General features: G+C 72.3%; 23 protein-coding genes and 1 pseudogene. 13 read left to right on the top strand and 11 right to left on the bottom strand.

Annotation, left to right across the window (positions count from 1 at the left end):
- Positions 1-122 precede the first annotated feature (122 nt).
- Complete coding sequence (locus ACIOMQ_RS39645; protein ID WP_362205974.1) at positions 123-1,388, bottom strand: inorganic phosphate transporter; 1,266 nt, start codon at positions 1,386-1,388, stop codon at positions 123-125.
- A 293-nt stretch (positions 1,389-1,681) separates the two neighbouring features.
- Here ACIOMQ_RS39645 and ACIOMQ_RS39640 point away from each other — a divergent pair, with 293 nt between their 5' ends.
- The 3 genes from ACIOMQ_RS39640 to ACIOMQ_RS39630 all read left to right on the top strand — a co-directional run bounded on the left by ACIOMQ_RS39640 (position 1,682) and on the right by ACIOMQ_RS39630 (position 5,110).
- Positions 1,682-2,344 carry a class II aldolase/adducin family protein gene (locus ACIOMQ_RS39640; protein ID WP_362205971.1) on the top strand — a complete coding sequence of 221 codons (663 nt, stop codon included), beginning with the start codon at positions 1,682-1,684 and terminating at the stop codon, positions 2,342-2,344.
- Positions 2,345-2,486: 142 nt separating this feature from the next.
- The gene (locus ACIOMQ_RS39635; RefSeq protein WP_401264422.1) at positions 2,487-3,614 is read left to right on the top strand and encodes an alpha/beta hydrolase; all 1,128 of its coding nucleotides are present in this window, start codon (positions 2,487-2,489) and stop codon (positions 3,612-3,614) included.
- 185 nt (positions 3,615-3,799) lie between these two features.
- Complete coding sequence (locus ACIOMQ_RS39630) at positions 3,800-5,110, top strand: hypothetical protein (protein ID WP_362206139.1); 1,311 nt, start codon at positions 3,800-3,802, stop codon at positions 5,108-5,110.
- Positions 5,111-5,306: 196 nt separating this feature from the next.
- Here the strand turns inward: ACIOMQ_RS39630 and ACIOMQ_RS39625 are convergent, their stop codons facing one another.
- The 3 genes and pseudogenes from ACIOMQ_RS39625 to ACIOMQ_RS39615 all read right to left on the bottom strand — a co-directional run.
- Positions 5,307-5,720 carry a VOC family protein gene (locus ACIOMQ_RS39625; protein ID WP_362205965.1) on the bottom strand — a complete coding sequence of 138 codons (414 nt, stop codon included), beginning with the start codon at positions 5,718-5,720 and terminating at the stop codon, positions 5,307-5,309.
- Between the two features lie 5 nt (positions 5,721-5,725).
- Positions 5,726-5,911, bottom strand: coding sequence for a neutral zinc metallopeptidase (locus ACIOMQ_RS39620; RefSeq protein ID WP_362206138.1), 186 nt, complete (start codon positions 5,909-5,911; stop codon positions 5,726-5,728).
- A pseudogene (locus ACIOMQ_RS39615) lies at positions 5,908-6,207 on the bottom strand (hypothetical protein); the annotation flags it as partial. The gene ACIOMQ_RS39620 and the pseudogene ACIOMQ_RS39615, both read right to left, overlap by 4 nt.
- 274 nt (positions 6,208-6,481) lie before the next feature.
- Between ACIOMQ_RS39615 and ACIOMQ_RS39610 the strand changes: the two are divergent.
- The 3 genes from ACIOMQ_RS39610 to ACIOMQ_RS39600 all read left to right on the top strand — a co-directional run bounded on the left by ACIOMQ_RS39610 (position 6,482) and on the right by ACIOMQ_RS39600 (position 9,588).
- Complete coding sequence (locus ACIOMQ_RS39610) at positions 6,482-8,080, top strand: ABC-F family ATP-binding cassette domain-containing protein (protein ID WP_362205962.1); 1,599 nt, start codon at positions 6,482-6,484, stop codon at positions 8,078-8,080.
- Between the two features lie 341 nt (positions 8,081-8,421).
- The gene (locus tag ACIOMQ_RS39605; protein WP_018518904.1) at positions 8,422-8,643 is read left to right on the top strand and encodes a helix-turn-helix domain-containing protein; all 222 of its coding nucleotides are present in this window, start codon (positions 8,422-8,424) and stop codon (positions 8,641-8,643) included.
- A 153-nt stretch (positions 8,644-8,796) separates the two neighbouring features.
- Positions 8,797-9,588, top strand: coding sequence for an enoyl-CoA hydratase/isomerase family protein (locus ACIOMQ_RS39600; protein WP_362205959.1), 792 nt, complete (start codon positions 8,797-8,799; stop codon positions 9,586-9,588).
- Between the two features lie 118 nt (positions 9,589-9,706).
- Here the strand turns inward: ACIOMQ_RS39600 and ACIOMQ_RS39595 are convergent, their stop codons facing one another.
- Positions 9,707-10,408, bottom strand: coding sequence for a hypothetical protein (locus tag ACIOMQ_RS39595; protein ID WP_401943159.1), 702 nt, complete (start codon positions 10,406-10,408; stop codon positions 9,707-9,709).
- Between the two features lie 92 nt (positions 10,409-10,500).
- On the opposite strand from ACIOMQ_RS39595, the gene ACIOMQ_RS39590 reads away from it, so the two are divergent.
- From ACIOMQ_RS39590 to amaP, 5 genes are read left to right on the top strand one after another with little or no spacing between them, the layout of a single operon-like run.
- Complete coding sequence (locus ACIOMQ_RS39590; RefSeq protein ID WP_362205953.1) at positions 10,501-10,974, top strand: Asp23/Gls24 family envelope stress response protein; 474 nt, start codon at positions 10,501-10,503, stop codon at positions 10,972-10,974.
- 48 nt (positions 10,975-11,022) lie between these two features.
- Positions 11,023-11,214 (top strand): hypothetical protein, encoded by a 192-nt coding sequence (locus ACIOMQ_RS39585; protein ID WP_362206137.1) that lies wholly within the window; start codon positions 11,023-11,025, stop codon positions 11,212-11,214.
- 5 nt (positions 11,215-11,219) lie between these two features.
- Positions 11,220-11,573, top strand: a complete 354-nt coding sequence (locus tag ACIOMQ_RS39580; RefSeq protein ID WP_362205950.1) for a hypothetical protein — start codon at positions 11,220-11,222, stop codon at positions 11,571-11,573.
- A complete protein-coding gene (locus ACIOMQ_RS39575) occupies positions 11,570-12,247 on the top strand; it encodes a DUF6286 domain-containing protein (RefSeq protein ID WP_362205947.1) in 678 nt (225 codons plus the stop codon). The genes ACIOMQ_RS39580 and ACIOMQ_RS39575 overlap by 4 nt, the downstream gene beginning before the upstream one ends.
- Complete coding sequence (amaP, locus tag ACIOMQ_RS39570) at positions 12,244-12,831, top strand: alkaline shock response membrane anchor protein AmaP (RefSeq protein WP_402192597.1); 588 nt, start codon at positions 12,244-12,246, stop codon at positions 12,829-12,831. Before ACIOMQ_RS39575 ends, amaP begins: the two co-directional genes overlap by 4 nt.
- A 63-nt stretch (positions 12,832-12,894) precedes the next feature.
- Here the strand turns inward: amaP and ACIOMQ_RS39565 are convergent, their stop codons facing one another.
- The 6 genes from ACIOMQ_RS39565 to ACIOMQ_RS39540 form a co-directional block, all read right to left on the bottom strand.
- On the bottom strand, positions 12,895-13,650 hold the full coding sequence (locus tag ACIOMQ_RS39565) for an SDR family oxidoreductase (RefSeq protein ID WP_362205941.1): 756 nt from the start codon (positions 13,648-13,650) through the stop codon (positions 12,895-12,897).
- 5 nt (positions 13,651-13,655) lie between these two features.
- Positions 13,656-15,455 (bottom strand): glycoside hydrolase family 15 protein, encoded by a 1,800-nt coding sequence (locus tag ACIOMQ_RS39560; RefSeq protein ID WP_362205938.1) that lies wholly within the window; start codon positions 15,453-15,455, stop codon positions 13,656-13,658.
- Positions 15,456-15,570: 115 nt separating this feature from the next.
- Positions 15,571-16,404, bottom strand: coding sequence for an SURF1 family protein (locus ACIOMQ_RS39555; RefSeq protein WP_401756832.1), 834 nt, complete (start codon positions 16,402-16,404; stop codon positions 15,571-15,573).
- A gap of 71 nt (positions 16,405-16,475) precedes the next feature.
- Complete coding sequence (locus ACIOMQ_RS39550; protein ID WP_362205935.1) at positions 16,476-16,709, bottom strand: hypothetical protein; 234 nt, start codon at positions 16,707-16,709, stop codon at positions 16,476-16,478.
- Positions 16,710-16,773: 64 nt separating this feature from the next.
- Positions 16,774-17,772 (bottom strand): DEDDh family exonuclease, encoded by a 999-nt coding sequence (locus ACIOMQ_RS39545; protein WP_362205932.1) that lies wholly within the window; start codon positions 17,770-17,772, stop codon positions 16,774-16,776.
- A 29-nt stretch (positions 17,773-17,801) separates the two neighbouring features.
- Entirely contained in the window at positions 17,802-18,476 is a 675-nt protein-coding gene (locus tag ACIOMQ_RS39540; protein WP_362205929.1) for a TetR family transcriptional regulator, read from the bottom strand.
- A gap of 205 nt (positions 18,477-18,681) precedes the next feature.
- Here ACIOMQ_RS39540 and ACIOMQ_RS39535 point away from each other — a divergent pair, with 205 nt between their 5' ends.
- Complete coding sequence (locus ACIOMQ_RS39535) at positions 18,682-19,482, top strand: acetoacetate decarboxylase family protein (RefSeq protein WP_401264407.1); 801 nt, start codon at positions 18,682-18,684, stop codon at positions 19,480-19,482.
- Positions 19,479-20,363 carry an SDR family NAD(P)-dependent oxidoreductase gene (locus ACIOMQ_RS39530; RefSeq protein ID WP_362205923.1) on the top strand — a complete coding sequence of 295 codons (885 nt, stop codon included), beginning with the start codon at positions 19,479-19,481 and terminating at the stop codon, positions 20,361-20,363. Before ACIOMQ_RS39535 ends, ACIOMQ_RS39530 begins: the two co-directional genes overlap by 4 nt.
- The last annotated feature ends 2 nt before the right edge of the window (positions 20,364-20,365 follow it).

Here is a 20,365-nt window from a genome sequence, read left to right as displayed (position 1 = left end):
CGCTCGAACAGTTCCCACAACCGGTCCGGGACCAGACGCTCCACAATCGTCACGACCACAGACTACCGATCAAACCAAATGAGACCACCTCTTAGACGGACGGCCGGGCCTGGACGGCCGGCCTAGACAGTGGCGGGTCGCGCCGGGTCCGGGGCGGTGCCGGCCGGGGCCGGAATGGTGGTCTTGAGGTCCTGGGCCGTCGCCTGGGCCGCGGTGGGCGGCGGGCTGACGGCGGCGATGGCCGTGGTGACGACGCCCGCGGGCTCGGCATGGACGTCCGCCGGCGCGACATCGCCGTGGCCGACCGGCTTGCGCCGCGACACCAGCCAGATCGCCCCGGAGCCCGCGACCAGCAGCACCGCGACGACGACGACACCCCAGGTGCCCTGCCGGGTGAGGAACTCCGCACCCGCGCCGACCAGGCCCGCGGCCGGCAGGGTCAGCCCCCAGGCGACGAACATCCGGGTGGCGGTGGACCAGCGGACCACGCCGCCCTGGCGGCCGAGGCCCGCGCCCATCACGGCGCCGGAGCAGGACTGCGTGGTGGAGAGGGAGAAGCCGAGGTGCGAGGAGGCCAGGATGACCGTGGCCGCACTGGTCTGCGCGGCGAAGCCCTGCGGCGGCTTGAGATCGGTGAGGCCGCTGCCCATGGTGCGGATGATGCGCCAGCCGCCCAGGTAGGTGCCGAGTGCGATGGCCGTACCGGCGCAGACGATGACCCAGACCGGCGGGTTGGAGCCGGGGTGCAGGACGCCACCGGTGACCAGCGCGAGGGTGATGATGCCCATGGTCTTCTGCGCGTCGTTGGTGCCGTGGGCGAGGGAGACCAGTCCGGCCGAGGCGATCTGACCGGCGCGGTAGCCCTTAGCGGTGGCCTTCTCCTGGGCGTCGTCGCGGATCTTCCCGCCGATCCGGTACGTCAGCCGGGTGGCCAGCAGTGCGGCCAGACCGGCGACGATCGGGGCGGCGACCGCGGGGAGCAGCACCTTGGTGACGACGGTGCCGCCGTTGACCGACGACCAGCCCGCCGACATCACCGCCGCGCCGATCAGGCCGCCGAACAGGGCGTGCGAAGAGCTGGACGGCAGCCCGACCAGCCAGGTCAGCAGATTCCACAGGATGGCGCCGACGAGTGCCGCGAAGATGACTTCCGTCCGCAGCCCGTTCTCGTTGATGATCCCGCCGGAGATCGTCTTGGCGACCTCCACGGACAGGAACGCGCCGACGAGGTTGAGAACGGCGGACATGGCCACCGCTGTCTTCGGTTTGAGCGCGCCGGTCGAGATGGTGGTCGCCATCGCGTTGGCGGTGTCGTGGAAACCGTTCGTGAAATCGAACACTAGAGCTGTCACGATCACAATCGCGAGGAGCAGCGTGATGTGTTCCATTTACCCAGGCAATCGTTCGACGGCAGTGGCATGTGGACCGTAGGCAACCTGGGTGAACGGAAGATGAACTGAGCGGGGCGCTGTGGTGTCTCCGTGCGGAGTCGTGCCGCTCTGCCCGTCCTCCGGTTGTTCTCCGGGAGCCGTGCGGGCCGGGCGCAGCGCCCGGCGAGACATGTTTCGGCCACTTGTCACCCTTTTGTTAATTTCTCCGATCCGTGGCGACGGTCTCTCCGGTTGCGGTCTCTCCGGCCGACGGCATGTCCGTCCGGCTTCCGGGCTGACAGGATCTCCGCATGAGCGATCAGCAGCGGGACGCGATCGAACGGGCCTGGGAGGGTGTCGTCGCCACCGCCCGCAGGACGGCGGCGGACGGCCTCGTCGTCGGAACCTCGGGAAACGTGTCGGCCCGGGTCGGCGGGACGGTCCTGGTCACCCCGAGCGGAGTGCCGTACGACCGGCTAGGCCCCGAGGACGCGGTCGGCGTCGATCTGGACGGCAACCGCGTCCTCGGCGAACTGGCGCCGACCAGCGAACTCCCGCTCCATCTCGCGGTCTACCGGAACAGCGACGCGGCGGCCGTCGTACACACCCACGCGGTGCATGCCACGGCCGTCTCCACCCTGGTCCCCGAGGTCCCCCCGGTCCACTACGCCGTCGCCATGCTCGGGGGCTCCGTCCGGGTCGCGGCCTACGCGCGCTACGGGACCGGGGAACTGGCCGAGAACATGCTCACCGCCCTGCGCGGCCGGACGGGCTGCCTGCTCCAGAACCACGGAACCGTCACCTACGGAGCCACCCTGGACGAGGCGTACGACAGGACCGCCCAGCTGGAATGGCTCTGCCGGCTCTGGCTCACCGCGAGCTCCGTCCCCGGACACACCCCGAGCCTGCTCTCCCCGGCCCAACTGCGCGAAGTCCGGGAAGCCCTGAAGGGGTACGGACAACCCGGCGGCTGACCGGGCGTCCGGCCCACGTGGCCCCGTGGCCACGAAAGGATAAGGACAACCCGGCCGCAGACCCGGCCGCCCGGTCCCCGCCGGGACACCGGACGGCCCCCGTCCGCTGGCAGGGTGCGGCACACCCCACGACACTGAAGCGGTGCGCCCGGCAACAGTCACGGCAGCAGCCGTCACCACGATCATCGGCGTCGGTGCGGCAGCTGTCGCGGCCGGCCGGTACGCCAGCGACGCCGCCCTCAGGGCGCCGTCCGGACGGCCGCTCCCCGCCGACCGCTGGCTCACCGTGCACGCCACGGCCGCCGGGCAGGTCACCCTGACCCGCTCCTTCGCCGCCCTGCGGCCCGGCAGGTACGGGCTCGTGGGCGACGACGTCCACGCCGTCGTCGGCCCGGTGATCGAACACGCCCATCACGCCCCCGACACCGTCGTCCGCCGACTGGAGCGGGTCAACCGCGGCAGCCTGGAACCCGGGGCCAAGGTCCGCGTCACCCCGCAGTTGTACAGCGGCGACCCCTCCTCGGCCCTCGGCCTCGCCCACAGGGAAGTCGAGATCCCCGGCGAACTCGGCGCGCTGCCCGCCTGGTTCCTGCCCGGCGCCCGCGCCACCTGGGTCATCACCGTGCACGGCCTCGGCACCACCAGGGAGCACCCCCTGAACGTCATGGGGTTCCTGCACGACCTGAGCCTGCCCGTACTCGACCTGGCCTACCGGGGCGACGCCGGAGCCCCGCGCTCCCCGGACGGCCTCGCCCATCTCGGCGAATCCGAATGGCGCGACCTGGACGCGGCCATCCGCTTCGCCGTGCGGTACGGGGCCGAGAAGGTCGTCCTGCACGGCTGGTCCACCGGCGCCTCCATGGCGCTGCACGCGGCCGTCAACTCCGCGCTGCGCGACCGGATCCGCGGTCTCGTCCTCGATTCCCCGGTCCTGGACTGGGTCGCCACGCTGCGCGCCCTGGCCGTCGCCCGCGGGGTGCCGACCGCGCTGCTGCCGCTCGCCGTCCGTGCCGCCCAGGGGCAGACCGGGCTGCGCGGCGCCCGGCTCCTGGACGGCTCCCTCGCGGCGGAGCTCCGCGTCCCGACCCTGATCTTCCACGGCCCGGACGACACCCTGGCCCCCTGGCAGCCGTCCCGCGATCTGGCCGCCCGCCGCCCGGACCTGGTCGCCCTGCGCGCCGTCCCGCAGGCTCCGCATGCGGCGATGTGGAATGCCGACCCGGTCCACTACGAAGAGGCCCTGCGCCGGTTCCTCACGCCCCTGATGTGACCTGATGCGAGGGATCGGCCGATTGGTTCCGGACCCCGTCCGGCGACCCCTCCCCCGCGAATTCGGGTTCCGTTTGGGCTTTCGGGCCGTCAGGGGCAAGACTGCTCCCCGTGACGTCCCGTACCCCGCGCGACTCCAGGCTGCGACTTGTCCGCCCGCGACCCATCGCCACCGCTCGCAAGGCCGTGACCGCCCGGCGGACCAGGCCCGCCCCCCGCCCCCCGGAGGGCACCCCGCCCCGGGCCGAACTGGCCCGCCAGGCCAGGACGGTCCTCGCCGATGCCGTACGGATCGCCCACTGGGCAGCCGACGGCGCGATCCCCGGCGCACCGCCACCGGCCGTCCAGGCGCTCGAACGGGCCGCGACGGCCCTGGAGTTGTCCCCGGCACAGGTGCGCTCCGGCTGGGACCGGGCCCGCCTCGCCGGTCTCGTCGAACTGCACGGCGGCACCGCACGCCCCGGCTGGCGGCTGCGCGCCTGGGACCGCGACGACTCCGCGGTGCTCCGGGGCTGGGTGGCGCTCTTCGACGCCTGGTCGCTCGTCCACCCCGCGCCCGAGGGCATCGAGTCCACCGCGGTCGCCGAGGCCGTCGAAGCCGTGCCCCAGGTGCTCTCCCTCCTCCAGCTCTCGGCCGGACCGGTCACCGTGCCCGCCCTCCTGGACCTGCTCGGCCAGCGCGTCGCGGAACTCCACGAGGAGCGCTGCGAGGTGCCGTACGGACCGCATCCGCTGCCCGCACCGGCCGAATCCGCCCCTGCCGCACACCCCGCCGCCCTGGTCGCCCTTCTTCTCGACTGGGCCCTGGAGGGGCTGGCCGCCGTCGGCGCGCTCACCCTCGGCGCCGGACACGCCACCCTCACCCCGCTCGGCAACTGGGCGGTCTGGGTCAAGCTGGAACAGATCTGCGTCGCCGCCCAGAGCCCCGCCGGGAACATCGAGCAGTCCGCCGCCGACATGCTGCTCGGCTGCGCCCGGCTCACCCCCGGCCCGGCCCGCGACGAATACCGCGCCTGGCTCGCCGCCCGCCCCGTCGGCAGCGCCGTCGCCGAACTCCTCGCCGTGGCCCGCGGCGAGGACGCGCTGCTGCGCGGGCTCGCCTTCGAGGCACTCCGGGTCGTCGGCGCACCGGCCGAACCCGAGGTGCGTTCCGTCGTCGGCGACCCCTCGCTGCGCCCCTACGCGCTGCTCTGGCTGGCCGAGTACGACGGAGCCGACCCCGAGGACGCCCAGGACGTGCTCAGCCGCGAGGAGGCCACCTGGCTCTGGGTCGACACCGCGGCGGCCGTCGCCGACCACGGTGAGACCGGGCTGCTGGTCCGCCACCTCGACTCGGCCGTCCAGGGCACGGTCCCGGCCCTGCTGGACGAGGTGCGGGCCGTCGGCCACCCGCGCACCGTGCAGGTCCTGGTGGCCCTGGCCGCCGCGCACCCGGACCCCGCGCTGGCCAAAGCGGTGCGCCGGGCCGCGTTCCAGGTGCACACGGGCGGCGCGTAGCGCGTACGGTGCGCCGGACGGGGTCCGCCCCCGGAGCCCGTCCGGCCGCGCGTCCGTCAGCCGGTTCGCCCACCGGCCCGTGTCCCCACCGGCCCGTGTCCCCACCGGTCCGTGTCTCCGGCGGGTCGTCCGTCCGCCGCGGCCCGTGCCTCCGGCCGTCCGCCGGCCTCGTTCGGCCGTCGGTCCGCTTCGGCCGTCAGTCCGCCGACCCCGGCGCGTACGTCCCGAAGCTCCACACATTGCCCTCCCCGTCCCGCGCCGTGTAATCGCGCGAGCCGTAGTCCTGGTCCGTGGGCGGCATCAGGATCTCCACCCCGTGCTCCACGGCACAGGCGTGGTGCGCGTCGACCTCGTCCACCACGACGTAGACACCGGCGGGTCCCGCCCCCTGCATCGCCTTGGCGAAGACGCCCTCGCGTCCCTTGGAGCCGAGCATCACCCTGCCGTTGCCGCAGGACAGCTCCGCGTGGAGGACCTGGCCGTTCTCGCCCTCGTACACCGCCTCCTCCTTGAAGCCGAGCCCCTCGGTCAGCGTCCTGATCGCGGCCTTCGCGTCGTCGTACAGAATCGTCGGATAGATCGTCGGAACACCGGCCGGTGCGCCTGCCATGACGCTCACCCCTTCTCTTCCTCCGTGACCCGTTTCTGCCATCTCTGTGATCTGCGTCTCAGTCTTCCATCGGCCGCCGGCAGCGGCCCGGCTCGGCGGAAGGTGTTGCGGTCGGCCATGTCGCCGCTGCGGAAACCCGTGGTGAACCACTCCTGGCGCTGCGCGGCCGGGCCGTGCGTCCAGGACTCCAGTAGTCCTGCACGCTGTTGGCCACCGCTACGGTCCGGCAGTCGTCCCGGGTGTTCGCGTCCTGCCCGGTGCGGCAGGACTGCTGCACCTGCGCGGCCGAGGACGCGGTGGCCTCCGTGCCCTGGTCGCCGGACGACAGGCCGAGCTGATCGGGGCCGACGCCGAAGAGCGGCCCCGGGGCGAGGGCGATGAGCCCGGCGATGCCACCGCCCGCGGTGGCCCTGCCGCCGGGGATGCGGCTGCCGCGCACGTCCTGGACCTCGGACGTGTCCAGCTCGGCGTCGTCGTCGAACTGCATGCGGCACCACCCTCCGCTCCGGCTGTGGCGGCCTCACCGCCTTCGGCGAGTATGAGGTAGTTCACATGGAAATGCCCCGTTTCCGGTCGCGCGGTGGAGGGGGGCGGCGGCGCCGAGCCGGTTCCCCGCAAGTGCCGTGAGCGCATGCGGAAAAGCAGTTGCACACCGCCAGTAGAATGAGCCGTATGGCAATTCTCCCTGTGAGTGAGTAAACGGCGTCGAGTCGTGAGTCCGTAGTCGTCCGTCCGCCGTCCACCCGCCCTGGAGTTTTACCTTGATCACCGCTTCCGCCATCGAGCTGCGCGCCGGCGCCCGGATCCTCATCGAGTCCGCCTCCTTCCGTATCGCCAAGGGCGACCGCATCGGCCTCGTCGGCCGCAACGGAGCGGGCAAGACCACCCTCACCAAGTGCCTCGCCGGTGAGGGCAACCCGGTCGGCGGCACCATCACCCGCTCCGGCGAGGTCGGCTACCTCCCGCAGGACCCGCGCACCGGCGACCTCGACGTACTCGCCCGTGACCGCATCCTCTCCGCCCGCGGCCTCGACGAGATCCTGCGCAAGATGCGGGAGAACGAGGAGCGGATGGCGAACGGCAAGGGCGCCACCCGCGAGAAGGCGATGAAGAAGTACGAGCGCCTGGAGACGGAGTTCCTCACCAAGGGCGGATACGCCGCCGAGGCCGAGGCCGCCACCATCGCCGCCGCGCTCAGCCTGCCCGACCGGGTGCTCGGACAGCCGCTCCACACGCTCTCCGGCGGTCAGCGCCGCCGTGTCGAGCTGGCCCGCATCCTGTTCTCGGACGCCGACATCCTGCTGCTCGACGAGCCGACGAACCACCTCGACGCCGACTCGATCGTCTGGCTGCGCGACTACCTCAAGACCTACCGCGGCGGCTTCGTCGTGATCTCCCACGACGAAGAGCTCGTCGAGACGGTCGTCAACAAGGTCTTCTACCTCGACGCCAACCGGTCGCAGATCGACATCTACAACATGGGCTGGAAGCTCTACCAGCAGCAGCGCGAGGCCGACGAGAAGCGCCGCAAGCGCGAGCGGCAGAACGCCGAGAAGAAGGCCGCGGCCCTCAACTCGCAGGCCGACAAGATGCGCGCCAAGGCCACCAAGACCGTCGCCGCGCAGAACATGGCCAAGCGGGCCGAGCGGCTGCTCTCCGGGCTGGAGGCGGTCCGGGTCTCCGACAAGGTGGCGAAGCTGCGCTTCCCCGAGCCCGCGCCGTGCGGCAAGACCCCCCTGATGGCGGAGGGGCTGTCCAAGTCGTACGGCTCGCTCGAAATCTTCACCGATGTGGACCTCGCCATCGACAAGGGCTCCCGGGTCGTCATCCTCGGCCTCAACGGCGCGGGCAAGACCACCCTGCTGAGGCTCCTCGGCGGCGCCGAGAAGGCCGACACCGGCCAGGTCGTCGAGGGCCACGGACTCAAGCTCGGCTACTACGCCCAGGAGCACGAGACCCTCGACCCGGACCGCTCCGTCCTGGAGAACATGCGCTCCGCGGCACCCGACCTCGATCTCGTCGACGTACGCAAGACGCTCGGCTCGTTCCTCTTCTCCGGCGACGACGTCGACAAGCCGGCCGGAGTCCTCTCCGGCGGCGAGAAGACCCGTCTCGCGCTGGCGACCCTCGTGGTCTCCTCCGCCAACGTGCTGCTCCTGGACGAGCCGACGAACAACCTCGACCCGGCCAGCCGCGAGGAGATCCTCGGCGCGCTGCGTACGTACAAGGGCGCCGTCGTCCTCGTCACGCACGACGAGGGAGCGGTCGAGGCACTCCAGCCGGAGCGCATCATCCTGCTGCCGGACGGTGTCGAGGACCTGTGGGGCGCGGACTACCAGGACCTGGTGGCACTGGCCTGATCGCTGCCCGGTCACCTCTGATCCACCCCGTATGGATCATTCGGCCCATGCGTGATCCATCATCTGCGTGAGTACGTCTCGTACCTCGGCGCGGCGCCCGGCAGATACCTGCCGGGCGCACCCATTTGGGGGCCGCAATCCCCGTGTGGCCCTGACCTGGCGGTTCGTCCCGCGGCTCTTCCCACCCGCCCCCACAGCCCCGCGGAATGCGGGATTCCGGTCAGGTCGGCCCGCTGTTCGGGCGGGAATCCGGTTGCACGGACCTTGCGGAATGGGTGGCCAGGAAGCCCCCGAGGGGTGATCATGAGAGTCCAGAGCGCACTTCCCATGAGGAGGCACGGGTGGCCGAGACTCTGAAGAAGGGCAGCCGGGTTACCGGCGCCGCGCGCGACAAGCTCGCGGCAGACCTGAAGAAGAAGTACGACTCCGGTGCGAGCATCCGGGCGTTGGCCGAAGAGACCGGCCGCTCCTATGGATTCGTCCACCGGATGCTCAGTGAGTCCGGAGTCACGCTGCGTGGACGCGGCGGAGCAACACGAGGCAAGAAGGCCGCCACGGCCTGACGGCCGTCGGCGGATCGGGGCAGGTCCGTCCGGACCCGTCCCGGGGCTCACCGGTTTCGGCGGTGGCCACCCGGTCGGCCATGGTGTCGGCCGGGTGGTTACTGTTCAGTCACTTAGCTCTCTGTGCTGACTGAACCGATCCGGAGGCGCCCCATGACCTCGTACGACTCTGTGCTCGACAAGGACGGTGTACAGCTCACCGTCGACGACGCGGTTGCCACGGTGACCCTCACCAATCCGGCCAAGCGCAACGCTCAGTCCCCCGCTCTGTGGCGGGCGTTGACCGAGGCCGGACGGGCACTGCCCGGCAGCGTGCGGGTCGTCGTGCTCCGTGGCGAGGGCAAGTCCTTCTCCGCGGGCCTCGACCGGCAGGCGTTCACCCCCGAGGGGTTCGACGGTGAGCCGTCCTTCCTCGACATGGCGCGTGGTCCGGAGTCCGAGCTCGACGCGACCATCGCCGAGTATCAGGAGGCGTTCACCTGGTGGCGCCGCAACGACATCGTGTCGGTCGCGGCGGTCCAGGGGCACGCGATCGGTGCCGGCTTCCAGCTCGCTCTCGCCTGCGATCTGCGCATCGTCGCCGAGGACGTGCAGTTCGCCATGCGTGAGACCAGCCTCGGCCTGGTCCCCGACCTCACCGGCACCCACCCCCTGGTGAACCTGGTGGGGTACGCCCGCGCGCTCGAAATCTGCGCCACGGGCCGCTTCGTGCACGCCGAGGAGGCCGAGCGCACCGGCCTCGCCAACCTCGTGGTCCCCGCCGGTGAGCTGGACGCCGCGGCCCGTGACCTGGCCGGCGCGCTGCTGGCCGCCCCGCGCGACGCGGTCGTGGAGACCAAGGCGCTGCTGAGCGGTGCCGCCTCCCGTGGTTACGAGGAGCAGCGCATCGCCGAACGCGCCGCGCAGGGGCGGCGACTGCGCGACCTGGCGGGCATCACCGACTGAACGGAAGCCGGTACAGCCCTCGGGGGCCGGACGGCCGCGGCCCCGGCCCCGGCCTCGGGCCTCGGGCCCGAGCGTCCGGCGGACGGTTCCGTCCGGTGGCCGGCCCCGCGCCCGGTGGTCAGGTCCGCTCCACCACCGCGGTGATCAGTACGGCGACCGAGGGGTGCCCCTCCACCGAGGCCGCCACCGCATCCCGCACCGCACGTGCCACGTCGAGCGCCCGGTGGTCCGCGTCCGTCGCCACTTCGACCCGTACGTGACCCGGGCCCGTGTGCACCGCGTTGCCCAGCACCCCGGTCAGCGTCACGACACCGGGAACACCCGCGGCAGCGGCCCCCGCCACCCCCTCCGGCCTCGCCGCGCGCACCGCGGCCGGTTCGGGGGTCGGCCGTACGGGTGGCGTGTCCAGCAGTTCCGTCACCCGGACATCCACCTCGGCGACCACCAGCCCCAGCCGCTGCCCGGCCGCCGTCAGCAGCGCCGAGCGCAGTGCCGCCGCGGCGGCGGGCAGCGGCAGACCGGACATCGCCGACATGGCCGCCTCCATCCGCAGTGGCCCCGGCGGCAGCGCGCTCGGCGGAGGCTCCACCTCCGGGGCCGGGCTCCTGTCCGGATCCGCCACCGAGATCCTGAGTTTTCCGAGCACCGGGCCCGGCCCCGGCCCGCCCACCGCGCCGCGCAGCACCGCGACCGCGGCCCGCTCCGAGATCCAGGCCCCGTCCGCCGGACCGCCCAGTGGCAGCAGCCGGCCGAGGCCGATCCGCTGCCGAACTGCCGCCGTCCATCCGTCGGCCCTGTGCCGGCCGTCCGCTGTCGTCATTCCCTCAGCCTGCCGCATCCACGGCGCGAGACCGGGCAAGCGCACTTAATGTGGGCAAAGAGGTCCAAAATGTCCTGAAGGGAAGAGTGGCGATGACCGACACCCCCCAGCGGAACCGTCCCGAGAACCCCGACAAGGAATCGAGCCCGCTCGTCAAGCGCGGCGGGGGAGACCCCGCGACCCGCGGCCGCACGACCATCGCCGACGGAGTGGTCGAGAAGATCGCGGGCATGGCGGCACGTGACGTGGTCGGTGTCCACGCGATGGGCAGCGGCTTGTCACGCACGTTCGGCGCGGTGCGCGACCGGGTCCCGGGCGGTGGCAAGTCCGTCACGCGCGGGGTCAAGGCGGAAGTGGGCGAGTCGCAGACCGCGCTCGACCTGGAGATCGTCGTCGACTACGGCGTGTCGATCATCGATGTCGCCCGTGACGTACGGGAGAACGTGATCGCGGCGGTCGAGCGGATGACCGGTCTGGAAGTCGTCGAGGTCAACATCGCGGTGAGCGATGTGAAGCTGCCCGACGAGGCCGACGACGAGGACCAGACCGAACCACGTCTTCAGTAGGCCTCCGAACCCGTGGGCCTGCGAACCGATGCAGTCGAGGAGCGCATGATGAGCATGGCGGTGGTCGGCATGGTGGCCGGCATGGCGCTCGGATTCGCCGGGTACTTCGGCGGATTCGGAGCCTTTCTCCTGGTGGCGGCGTTGGGGGCGGTCGGTTTCGTCGTCGGCCGGCTCCTGGAAGGTGACCTGGAACCCGGCGACTTCTTCCGAGGTCGCGAACGCGGCGACCGACGGCGGTGACGGCGGTGACGGGGGTGAGCGGCCGGGTCGCGGCCGGTGAGCGCGGGGAGACCCGGATCGCCGACCGGGTGGTCGCGAAGATCGCCGCACAAGCGGCGAAGGAGGCGATCGACGAGCCGCCGGAGGAAGGCGCCTCGCCGCGCGCCACGGTGAGGGTGCACCGCGGCGCCGCCCGGGTGCGGGTGAGCCTGGAGCTCGGATACCCCACCGACATCGGCCGCCAGTGCGGCGGGGTGCGCCGGCATGTCGCCGAACGGGTGAGGACGTTGGCGGGGATGGACGTGCCCGAGGTCGCCGTGCAGGTCGAGCGCCTGTACCCGACAGGAGCGGGCATCGCGGCACAGGGAAGGACCCGATGACCGAGCCCCACGACCCGCAGCACCGTACGGGGCGGCCGCCCGCCGCCCGGCCCGTCGAACAGGGGGACGGGCTCGAACCCGGCCGGTCCGCCACGTACGACCCGGTGCCCGCGCAGCAGGAGGGCGGCGGCCGGCCGGGCCGTTTCTGGTCCGCGCGCCGCATCCCCGCCGCAGTGCTCGCGCTGGTGGTCCTCGGCGGCACCGGTCTGCTGCTCTACGACGTGGCGGCGGTACGGGCCGGCCGTCCGGCGATGCGGTGGCGCCGCGCGCTGGCCGACGAGCTCGCCGACCGGCCGCTGGACAACATCTGGGTACTGGCCGGCGCGGTGGCCGCGCTGGCGATCGGCCTCTGGCTGCTGGTGCTCGCCGTCACCCCCGGGCTCCGCGCCCTGCTGCCGATGCGCCGCGACCGTCCCGGTGTACGGGCCGGTCTCGACCGGACCGCGGCGGCACTGGTACTGCGCGACCGGGCCGTCGAGGTGTCCGGTGTGCAGTCGGTACGGGTCCGGATGGGCCGGGGCAGGGCCGGGGTGCGCGCGGTGTCGCACTTCCGCGAGCTCGACGACGTACGGGCCGATCTGGACACCGTGCTCGGGACCGCAGTCGGGGAACTGGGGCTGGCCAGGCCCCCGAGCCTGTCCGTGCGGGTCCGCCGTCCGGCGAAGAAGGGGTGAGTCCGTTGCTCAGGACCGTCAACCGGGTGCTGCTCGGCCTTGCCGGGCTGGTGCTGATCTGTGCCGGCGGCGCGGTGCTCGCCGCCGGACTCGGCCTCGCCGTGCCGTCCTGGTGGCCCTGGCACGGCAAGGGCGCCGTCCTCCTCGGTGAGGCCGAACGGGACCGCTGGCGCGGCGAGGGGTGGTGGTGGCCGGCGGTGATCGCGGTCCTGGCCGTCGTGGTCGTCCTCGCCCTGTGGTGGCTGCTGGCCCAACTGCGCCGTGCCCGCCTCGCCGAGGTGCTGGTGGACAGCGGCGACGGCGAGGGGGTGCTGCTGCGGGGCCGGGCTCTGGAGGGGGTGCTCGCCCAGGAGGCGGGGACCCTGGACGGAGTGGCCCGCGCCCAGGTCAGGCTGACCGGTCGGCGCAGGTCGCCGCACGCCAGGATCCGCCTGCTGACGGAGCCGCACGCGGCGCCGGACGAGGCACTCGGCCGCCTCGCCGACGAGGTGCTGGCCCATGCGCGGGACTCCGCGGGGCTGGCCGAACTGCCTGCGGAGGTGCGGCTGAGAGCGGTCAAGCACCGTGCGGAAAGGGTGAGCTGACGGACCGTCGGACAGGCCTGGGGGGCCTGCCCGTCCGGCGGTGCGGCACGAGGCCGGACCGATTCAGAAGCCGTGCCGGGAGCCGCCGTCGATCGGCACCATGAGGCCCGTCAGATACGAGGCCGCGGGCGAGAGCAGGAACGCCGCGGTCCGGCCGAACTCCTCCGGCGTGCCGTACCGGCGCAGCGGAATACGCGCCTCACCGGCCGTGCGGGATGCCTCCGCGTCGCCCGAGAGCGCGTCCAGCTCACGTACCCGGTCCGTGTCGATCCGGCCCGGCAGCACGCCCAGCACCCGGATGCCCCGGGGACCGAGTTCGTCGGCCAGGGACTTGGCGAAACCGGCCAGGCCGGGGCGCAGACCGTTGGAGATCGTCAGCCCGGAGATCGGCTCGTACACGGAGCCGGAGAGCACGAAACCGATGACCCCGCCCTCACCGAGCACGGTCGCCGCGGCCCTGGCGAGGCGTACCGCACCCAGGAACACCGACTCGAAGGCCGACTGCCACTGCGCGTCGGTGTTGTCGGCGAGGAAGCCGGGCGCCGGTCCGCCGACGCTGATGAGAATGCCGTCGAGCCGCCCGAACCGCTCGTGCGCACGGTCGACGAGGCGCTGAGCCGAGGCGGGGTCGGCGTTGTCGGCGGCGAGGCCGAGGGCGCCCGCCCCCAGTCCGGCGGCGGCCGCCTCGACGCGCTTCTCGTCCCGCCCGGTGATGATCACCCTCGCACCGTCCTCGGCCAGCGCCCGGGCCGTGGCGTTGCCCAGCCCCCGGGTCGCTCCGGTGACGATGTACACGCGGTCCTTCAGTCCAAGATCCATGGGTTCTATCCTGCCGCGCCGGGCTCCAGTGTGTCCTCCCCGGCCAGGGCCATGGCGGTGCCCACCAGTCCGATGTGGCTGAACGCCTGCGGGAAGTTGCCGACCTGCCGGCGCCCGACGGTGTCGTACTCCTCGGCGAGCAGCCCCACATCGTTGCGCAGTGCCAGCAGCTGCTCGAAGAGAGTGCGGGCCTCGTCGGTGCGCCCGGTCAGATGCAGGGCGTCGGCCAGCCAGAAGGAGCAGGCGAGGAAAGCCCCTTCGCTGCCGGGCAGCCCGTCGATCGAGATGCCGTCGGTGCTGTAGCGGCGGACCAGGCAGCCGCTGCCCAGCTCCTCCCGGACCGCGTCGACCGTCCCGATCACCCGGGGATCGTCCGGCGGCAGGAATCCGGTCCGGGGGATCAGCAGGGTCGCGGCGTCCAGGTTCCGGGAGCCGTAGGACTGTGTGAAGGTGTTCCGCACCGGGTCGAACCCCTTCTCGCACACCTCCCGGTGCACGGCGTCCCGCATCGTCCGCCACCGGTCGGCTTCGCCGGCCAGCGCGGGGTTCTTCTCCAGGGTGCGTACGGCGCGGTCGGCGGCGACCCAGGCCATCACCTTGGAGTGCACGAAGTGGCGGCGCTGGCCGCGGATCTCCCACAGCCCCTCGTCCGGCTCGCGCCAGGTGGACTCCAGGAAGCCGAGCAGGCTGAGCTGCAGATTCCAGGCGTGCGGCTTGTCGTCCAGGCCGGCCTCGCGTGCGAGCCGCAACGAGTCGATGACCTCGCCGTACACGTCGAGCTGGCGCTGGCGCACCGCGGCGTTGCCGATCCGGACCGGGCCGGAGTTCTCGTAGCCGCGCAGCCAGGGCAGCTCCGACTCGGGCAGTCTGCGCTCGCCCGCCAGGCCGTACATGATCTGCAGGTCGGCCGGGTCCCCGGCGACGGCCCGCAGCAGCCAGTCCCGCCAGGCCGCGGCCTCCTCCAGATAGCCGGCCGAGATGAGGGCGCCGAGGGTGAGCGTGGAGTCCCGCAGCCAGCAGAAGCGGTAGTCCCAGTTCCGTACGCCGCCGATCTCCTCGGGCAGCGAGGTGGTGGGAGCGGCCACGATGCCGCCGGTCGGGCCGAAGGTGAGTGCCTTCAGCGTGATCAGCGAGCGGATCACCGCCTCCCGGTACGGGCCCCGGTACTTGCACCGCGCGGACCACTCGGACCAGTCCGCCAGGGTGCTTTCCAGTGCCTCGTACGGGTCGACGAGTTCGGGACGGGGCGAGTGCGAGGGGTGCCAGGTCAGGACGAACGCCACCTGTTCGTTCGCGGAGACGGCGAACGACGAGCAGGTGGAGAACTGCTGCCCCCAGGTCTTGACCGGCGGCTCGCTCCGCAGCCAGGCCGAGTCCGGCCCGGCGACCGCCACCCGGTGCCCCTGCGAGCGGCGCACCCAGGGCACGACCGAGCCGAAGTCGAAGCGCAACCGGATCACGGAGCTCATCTCGACCGTGCCGCTGATGCCCTCGACGATCCGCATGACATCGGGTTCGCGGTCGCGCTGCGGCATGAAGTCGATGACCTTGACCGTGCCGGTACGGGTCTCCCAGTACGTCTCCAGGACCAGGGAGTCACCCGTGTAGCCGCGCCGGGTGCAGGTGTCGGCGCCCTTCGGGGCGATCCGCCAGTGGCCGTTGTCCTCGTCGCCGAGCAGGGCCGCGAAACAGGCGCCCGAGTCGAAGCGGGGCAGGCAGAGCCAGTCGACAGAACCGTTCCTGCCGACCAGGGCGGCTGTCTGCAGATCGCCGATGAGGGCATAGTCCTCGATGCGTGGGGTCACGTTCTGGCGTGTTCCCGAACATGGGCCTCGTTAAGCAGCCCGGTCCCATGAGAGGCAGGCGTCACGTCGGCACCCCCGGCCGCTCCGGTACGACGGCGCCCCGGCGCGGACGGCGTCAGGCCGTCGCGGGCTCCGGCTTCTCCGGCTGTTCCGGCTGCGCCGGTCCGGAGGATTCCTGCTCCCCGGCGGCGGCCTCGGCCGCGGCCTCCACCCGGTCGCGCTTCTCCCGGCGGGCGAGCACCACGAAGCCCACCGGAACCCCGGCGGCGAACAGCCACCACTGCACGGCGTACGCCATGTGCGGGCCGATCGAGCCGTCGTCGGGGGCGGCGATCGGTTCCGGTGAGCCGCCGGGCGGTTCGGGTCCGGTCTGCTCGATGTAGCCGCCGAGCACCGGCCGGGAGAGCCTCTTGGCCTCCTGGGCGCTGTTGATCAGCATCACCTGGCGGTCCGGCAGGTCTGAAATGTCCTTGATGCCGCTGGTGCCCGTCGTCTCGTCGGCCTTGAGCCGCCCGGTCACGGTCACTTCGCCCCTGGGCACGGCCGGTACGTCGGGGAACGCGCGCTGGCTGTCGGCGGAGGGCACCCAGCCGCGGTTGACCAGGACCGTGCCGCCGCCCTTGAGGTCGAGCGGGATCAGCACATGGACGCCGATCCGGCCGTCGGTGGAGGTCCTGCGCCGTACGACCACCTCGTGCGCCGTGTCGTACGTGCCCGTGGCCGTCACCGCGCGCCAGTAGTCGGAGCGCGGGACCGTGTGACCCGGGGAGGTGAGCGAGGCGACCGGAACCGGTCTCGCCTTGAGGTTGCGGGAGATCAGGGAGTTCTGCGCGACCTTGTGCTCATGCCGGTGCAGCTGCCAGAAGCCCAGCTCGACCATCGTGGGAATCAGTACGAGGGCGAGGAGGGCGAGGATCAGCCACTGCCGGGTCAACAGGAAGCGGTACACCCCATGACGGTACAACTGCGTCATGGGGTGCATCGCGCAGGGGTGGGGGAAGGGGGCGCGGCGGCCGGTGCTCAGACTTTGTCGATGATGCCCACCTTCCCCTCGGCGCGGGCGCAGTGACCGCCGCAGAACCAGTGGCCGTCGACCTCGACGCCCTGGCCGATGATCTGGACCCGGCAGTGCTCGCAGAGGGGCGCCATGCGGTGAATGGCGCAGGAGAAGCAGTCGAAGACGTGCACCGCGCCCTGTGCGTGCACCTCGAAGGACATGCCGTAATCGTTTCCGCAAACCTCACAACGTGCCATGCGCCACAGGGTGGGACGCCGGGGCGGCGGCGGGCGAGCGGCGGGCGGGCGAGTCGCCCCCGGTTCACTCCGATGACCGCGCGGCCTGCTGTGTCGCCGCCGGCGCCACATCGCGCAGCAGATGGGTGAACGCGCTCTCGTCCAGGATCGGGGTCCCGAACGACTTCGCCTTCACCGTCTTCGATGTCGCCGCGTCCGGATCGTTGGTGACGAGCAGACTCGTCAGCCGGGACACGCTGGTCGCCACATGCAGCCCGGCCTCGACGGCCCGGTCCTCCAGCAGCTCGCGGTCGACGGAGGTGTCGCCGGAGAACGCCACCCGCATGCCCTGCATGAGGGGTTTGTCCTTCTCGTACCGCCCCGGGTTCGGATACGGGCACGCCGGACGCTTGCGCGAGGGACGCCAGCTGCCCTGACCGTACGAAGACTGATGGCCGATCCGCGGGGTGACCGGGGAGTCCGACCACTCGGTCAGCGGCCGGCACTCCAGCAACGGCAGCCGCACCCCGCCCCGCGCCGCCGCGTGCAGACTCGGCCGGAACGCCTCCGCCAGGACCCGGGCGTCGTCCAGCGCGTGGTGGGCGCGCTGCTGCACCACTCCGAAGTGCGCGGCCAGCGACTCCAGCTTGTGGTTGGGCAGCGGCAGCCGCAGTTCCTTGGCGAGGGCGATGGTGCACAGCCGCTGCTCGACGGGGGCGGCGGAGGAGGCCCGCGCGTACTCCCGGGCCAGCATCGACCAGTCGAAGGCCGCGTTGTGCGCGACGAGCACGCGGTCCGCCAGCCGTTCGGACAACTGGGCGGCGACCTCCGGGAAGAGCGGAGCGTCTTCGAGGACCTCGCTGGTCAGTCCGTGGATCCAGACAGGACCGGGATCGCGCTGCGGATTGACGAGGGTGTACCAGTGGTCCTCGACATTGCCCTGTGCGTCCAGGCGGTAGACGGCGGCGGACACTATCCGGTCGTCCCGTGCGAGGCCGGTGGTCTCCACGTCGACGACCGCGTACCCCTGCGGGTAGGCGGGCGGCCACGGTGCTGCGGTCTGGCGGTCGTCGAGCATGGTCACAGAGAATACGGGCCGCGACCGACAGTCTCCTATTCGGCCGTCTCCCGCCCCGGCGCGGGGGTTCCGGGGCGGGACGCCCGTGGTACGGGACCGGCCAGCAACCCCTCCACCAGGGCCCGCACGGAGTCCGCGAACAGCCGGTCCGGGTCGGCGGGCCGGGCCAGCGCGCGGGCCAGCGCCGGGTCGTCGTCCGCGGTGGACGCGGTCCACAGGTCGCCCTCGCCGGGGGACTGGACGGGGGACCGCTCACGGTTGCGTTCGACCAGCAGGAAGCCGACGGTCTGGAACTGCACCGCCCGCACCGCCGCCGCCGCCCGCGCCCCGCGCAGCCCCGCGGCGTGCACCTCGTGGACGAGGGCCTGCTGCGCGGGGAGGAACATCCGCTCGGTGAGCCCCCGTTCGTGGACCATCGCGATCAGATGCGGCCGGGCCCGCAGTTCACGGCGCAGGCCGCGGGCGACGGAGACGATGCGGGCCGCCGGGGTCCGGCCGGCCGGGCGGAGGGTGCCCATCTCCCGCACGGTGCGCTCGACGAGGGCGTCCAGGAGCGATTCGCGATTGCCGACGTGCCAGTAGATCGACGTGACCGCGGTGCCCAGTCCGGCGGCGAGGGCGCGCATGGTGAGGGCCTGCGGACCGTGCTGCTTCACCAGCGCCGCGGCGGTGTCCAGGACCTCTTCACGGGTCAGCGACGATCGGGCCACAGCGCTCCTCGACTCCCGGACTCCGTTACGTGCACGCCTCTTTACCCTTCATCGGCGCCGGTGTAACTGTGTTACAGAGCCCGGTCCGGAGAACCCGGGCACGGAGAGAGACCGGCCCGGACGACCTGGGCACGGAGAGCACCCGGGCACGGAGAACCCAGCCACGGAGAACCGATTCACGGACGACCGAGAAGGGTGGCACGGCATGGCACGTGTACGGTACGGCGCGCGCACCGAGGCCGAGATCGCGGCGGCCCGCGCGGCCCGCTCCACACTCCCCGACATCTGGTCCACCGGTGTGGTGGCCCTCTGGGAGAGCGACCCCGACGCGGTGGCGGCCGTCCTCCCGCCGCCCCTCGAACCCACCGGGCGCCCACTGGTCCGGGCCAGCATCAGCACGGTCCAGCTCCCCGGCTACCCGCTCGGCGCCGGCTCCGTCGCGGTGGCCGCCGTCCACGGCGGGCACGAGGGCTGGTATCCGCTCGTCATGCCGATGACCCATGAACGGGCGCTGACCGGCGGCCGCGAGGTGTTCGGCGAACCGAAGAAGCTCGGCGAGGTGACCGTCGAACGCGACGGCCTCGTCGTCCGGGCCGCGCTCGCCCGGCACGGCATCGCCTTCGTCGAGGTGCGGGGCGCCGTCGACGGGCCGCTCCCGCTGCCCGAACCGGCCGACAAGCTCGACTTCTACTTCAAGTTCCTGCCCGCCGTGGACGGTGAGGGCTTCGACTCCGATCCGGTCCTGATCCACTGCACCCGCCGCGAGAAGGTCCGCCGGCTGGAACGCATCGCGGGCGACGTGGTGCTGCGCGAGTCGGTGTACGACCCGGTCGCCGACCTCCCCGTACACCGGCTGGTCGACCTCACCATCGGCGAGAAGACCAGTGACCAGCGGGGCAGGGCCGTGGAGCGGGTGAGTGCCGAGGCGTTGCTGCCGTACATCCACCAGCGCTACGACGACCCGCAGCAGATCCACGACGGTCCGCCCGAGGGGAGCGTCCGATGAGACTGGAGGAGGGGCAGGTGGCCGTCGTCACCGGTGCCGCGAGCGGCATCGGCCTCGCGATGGTGCGCAGGTTCGCGGCCGAGGGGCTGAAGGTCGTCCTCGCCGACGTGGAGGAGGGCGCGCTCGACGCGGCTGCGGCCGGATTGCGCCAGGACGGTGCGCGGGTGCTGGCCCGGGTCGTCGACGTCGGCGAACGCGACTCCGTACAGGCCCTCGCCGAAGCCGCGTACGACACCTTCGGCGCCGTGCACGTGCTGTGCAACAACGCCGGTGTCGGCTCCGGGGCCGAGGGCCGGATGTGGGAGCACGAGCCGAACGACTGGAAGTGGGCCTTCGCGGTCAACGTGTGGGGTGTCTTCCACGGCATCCAGGCGTTCGTGCCGCGCATGCTCGCGGACGGCGGCCCCGGCCATGTCGTCAACACCTCGTCCGGCGACGGCGGGATCGCCCCGCTGCCGACCGCCTCCGTGTACGCGGTCACCAAGTCCGCCGTCGTCACGATGACCGAGTCCCTGTACGCGCATCTGAAGGCGGAGGGCGCGGCGGTCGGCGCCTCCGTCCTCTTCCCCGGCCCGCACATGCTCCGTACCGGGCTGTGGGAGTCGCACCGCAACCGGCCCGAGCGGTACGCCAAGGAGCGCCCGCGCAGGACCCCGTACCGCAGCCTCGACCAGTGGGAGTCCGCCATGCGTGCGGCCGGCCGCGAGGTGGAGTTCACCCCCGTGGAGGACGTCGCCGCGACGGTCGTGGACGGGATACGCGCCGACCGCTTCTGGATGCTGCCGGAGAGCGAGCACAGCGACCGGCAGATCCGCGCCAGGTCGCAGTCGATGCTCGACCGGGCCGTCCCGTCGTACCTGGAGAGCTTCATACTCGACTGAGG

It is taken from the genome of Streptomyces sp. NPDC087845 (assembly GCF_044742755.1).
Classification (GTDB): Bacteria; Actinomycetota; Actinomycetes; order Streptomycetales; family Streptomycetaceae; genus Streptomyces.
The sequence above is the reverse complement of the archived record's forward strand: the minus strand, read 5'-3'. Positions and strand labels throughout refer to the sequence as shown.

What these genes read in the sequence shown, in the direction of transcription:
- ACIOMQ_RS39645 (WP_362205974.1), bottom strand. Translation starts at nt 1,388, where the DNA reads ATGGAACACATCACGCTGCTCCTCGCGATTGTGATCGTGACAGCTCTA.
- ACIOMQ_RS39640 (WP_362205971.1), top strand. Translation starts at nt 1,682, where the DNA reads ATGAGCGATCAGCAGCGGGACGCGATCGAACGGGCCTGGGAGGGTGTC.
- ACIOMQ_RS39625 (WP_362205965.1), bottom strand. Translation starts at nt 5,720, where the DNA reads ATGGCAGGCGCACCGGCCGGTGTTCCGACGATCTATCCGACGATTCTG.
- ACIOMQ_RS39600 (WP_362205959.1), top strand. Translation starts at nt 8,797, where the DNA reads ATGACCTCGTACGACTCTGTGCTCGACAAGGACGGTGTACAGCTCACC.
- ACIOMQ_RS39595 (WP_401943159.1), bottom strand. Translation starts at nt 10,408, where the DNA reads ATGACGACAGCGGACGGCCGGCACAGGGCCGACGGATGGACGGCGGCA.
- ACIOMQ_RS39590 (WP_362205953.1), top strand. Translation starts at nt 10,501, where the DNA reads ATGACCGACACCCCCCAGCGGAACCGTCCCGAGAACCCCGACAAGGAA.
- ACIOMQ_RS39585 (WP_362206137.1), top strand. Translation starts at nt 11,023, where the DNA reads ATGAGCATGGCGGTGGTCGGCATGGTGGCCGGCATGGCGCTCGGATTC.
- ACIOMQ_RS39575 (WP_362205947.1), top strand. Translation starts at nt 11,570, where the DNA reads ATGACCGAGCCCCACGACCCGCAGCACCGTACGGGGCGGCCGCCCGCC.
- ACIOMQ_RS39565 (WP_362205941.1), bottom strand. Translation starts at nt 13,650, where the DNA reads ATGGATCTTGGACTGAAGGACCGCGTGTACATCGTCACCGGAGCGACC.
- ACIOMQ_RS39550 (WP_362205935.1), bottom strand. Translation starts at nt 16,709, where the DNA reads ATGGCACGTTGTGAGGTTTGCGGAAACGATTACGGCATGTCCTTCGAG.
- ACIOMQ_RS39535 (WP_401264407.1), top strand. Translation starts at nt 18,682, where the DNA reads ATGGCACGTGTACGGTACGGCGCGCGCACCGAGGCCGAGATCGCGGCG.
- ACIOMQ_RS39530 (WP_362205923.1), top strand. Translation starts at nt 19,479, where the DNA reads ATGAGACTGGAGGAGGGGCAGGTGGCCGTCGTCACCGGTGCCGCGAGC.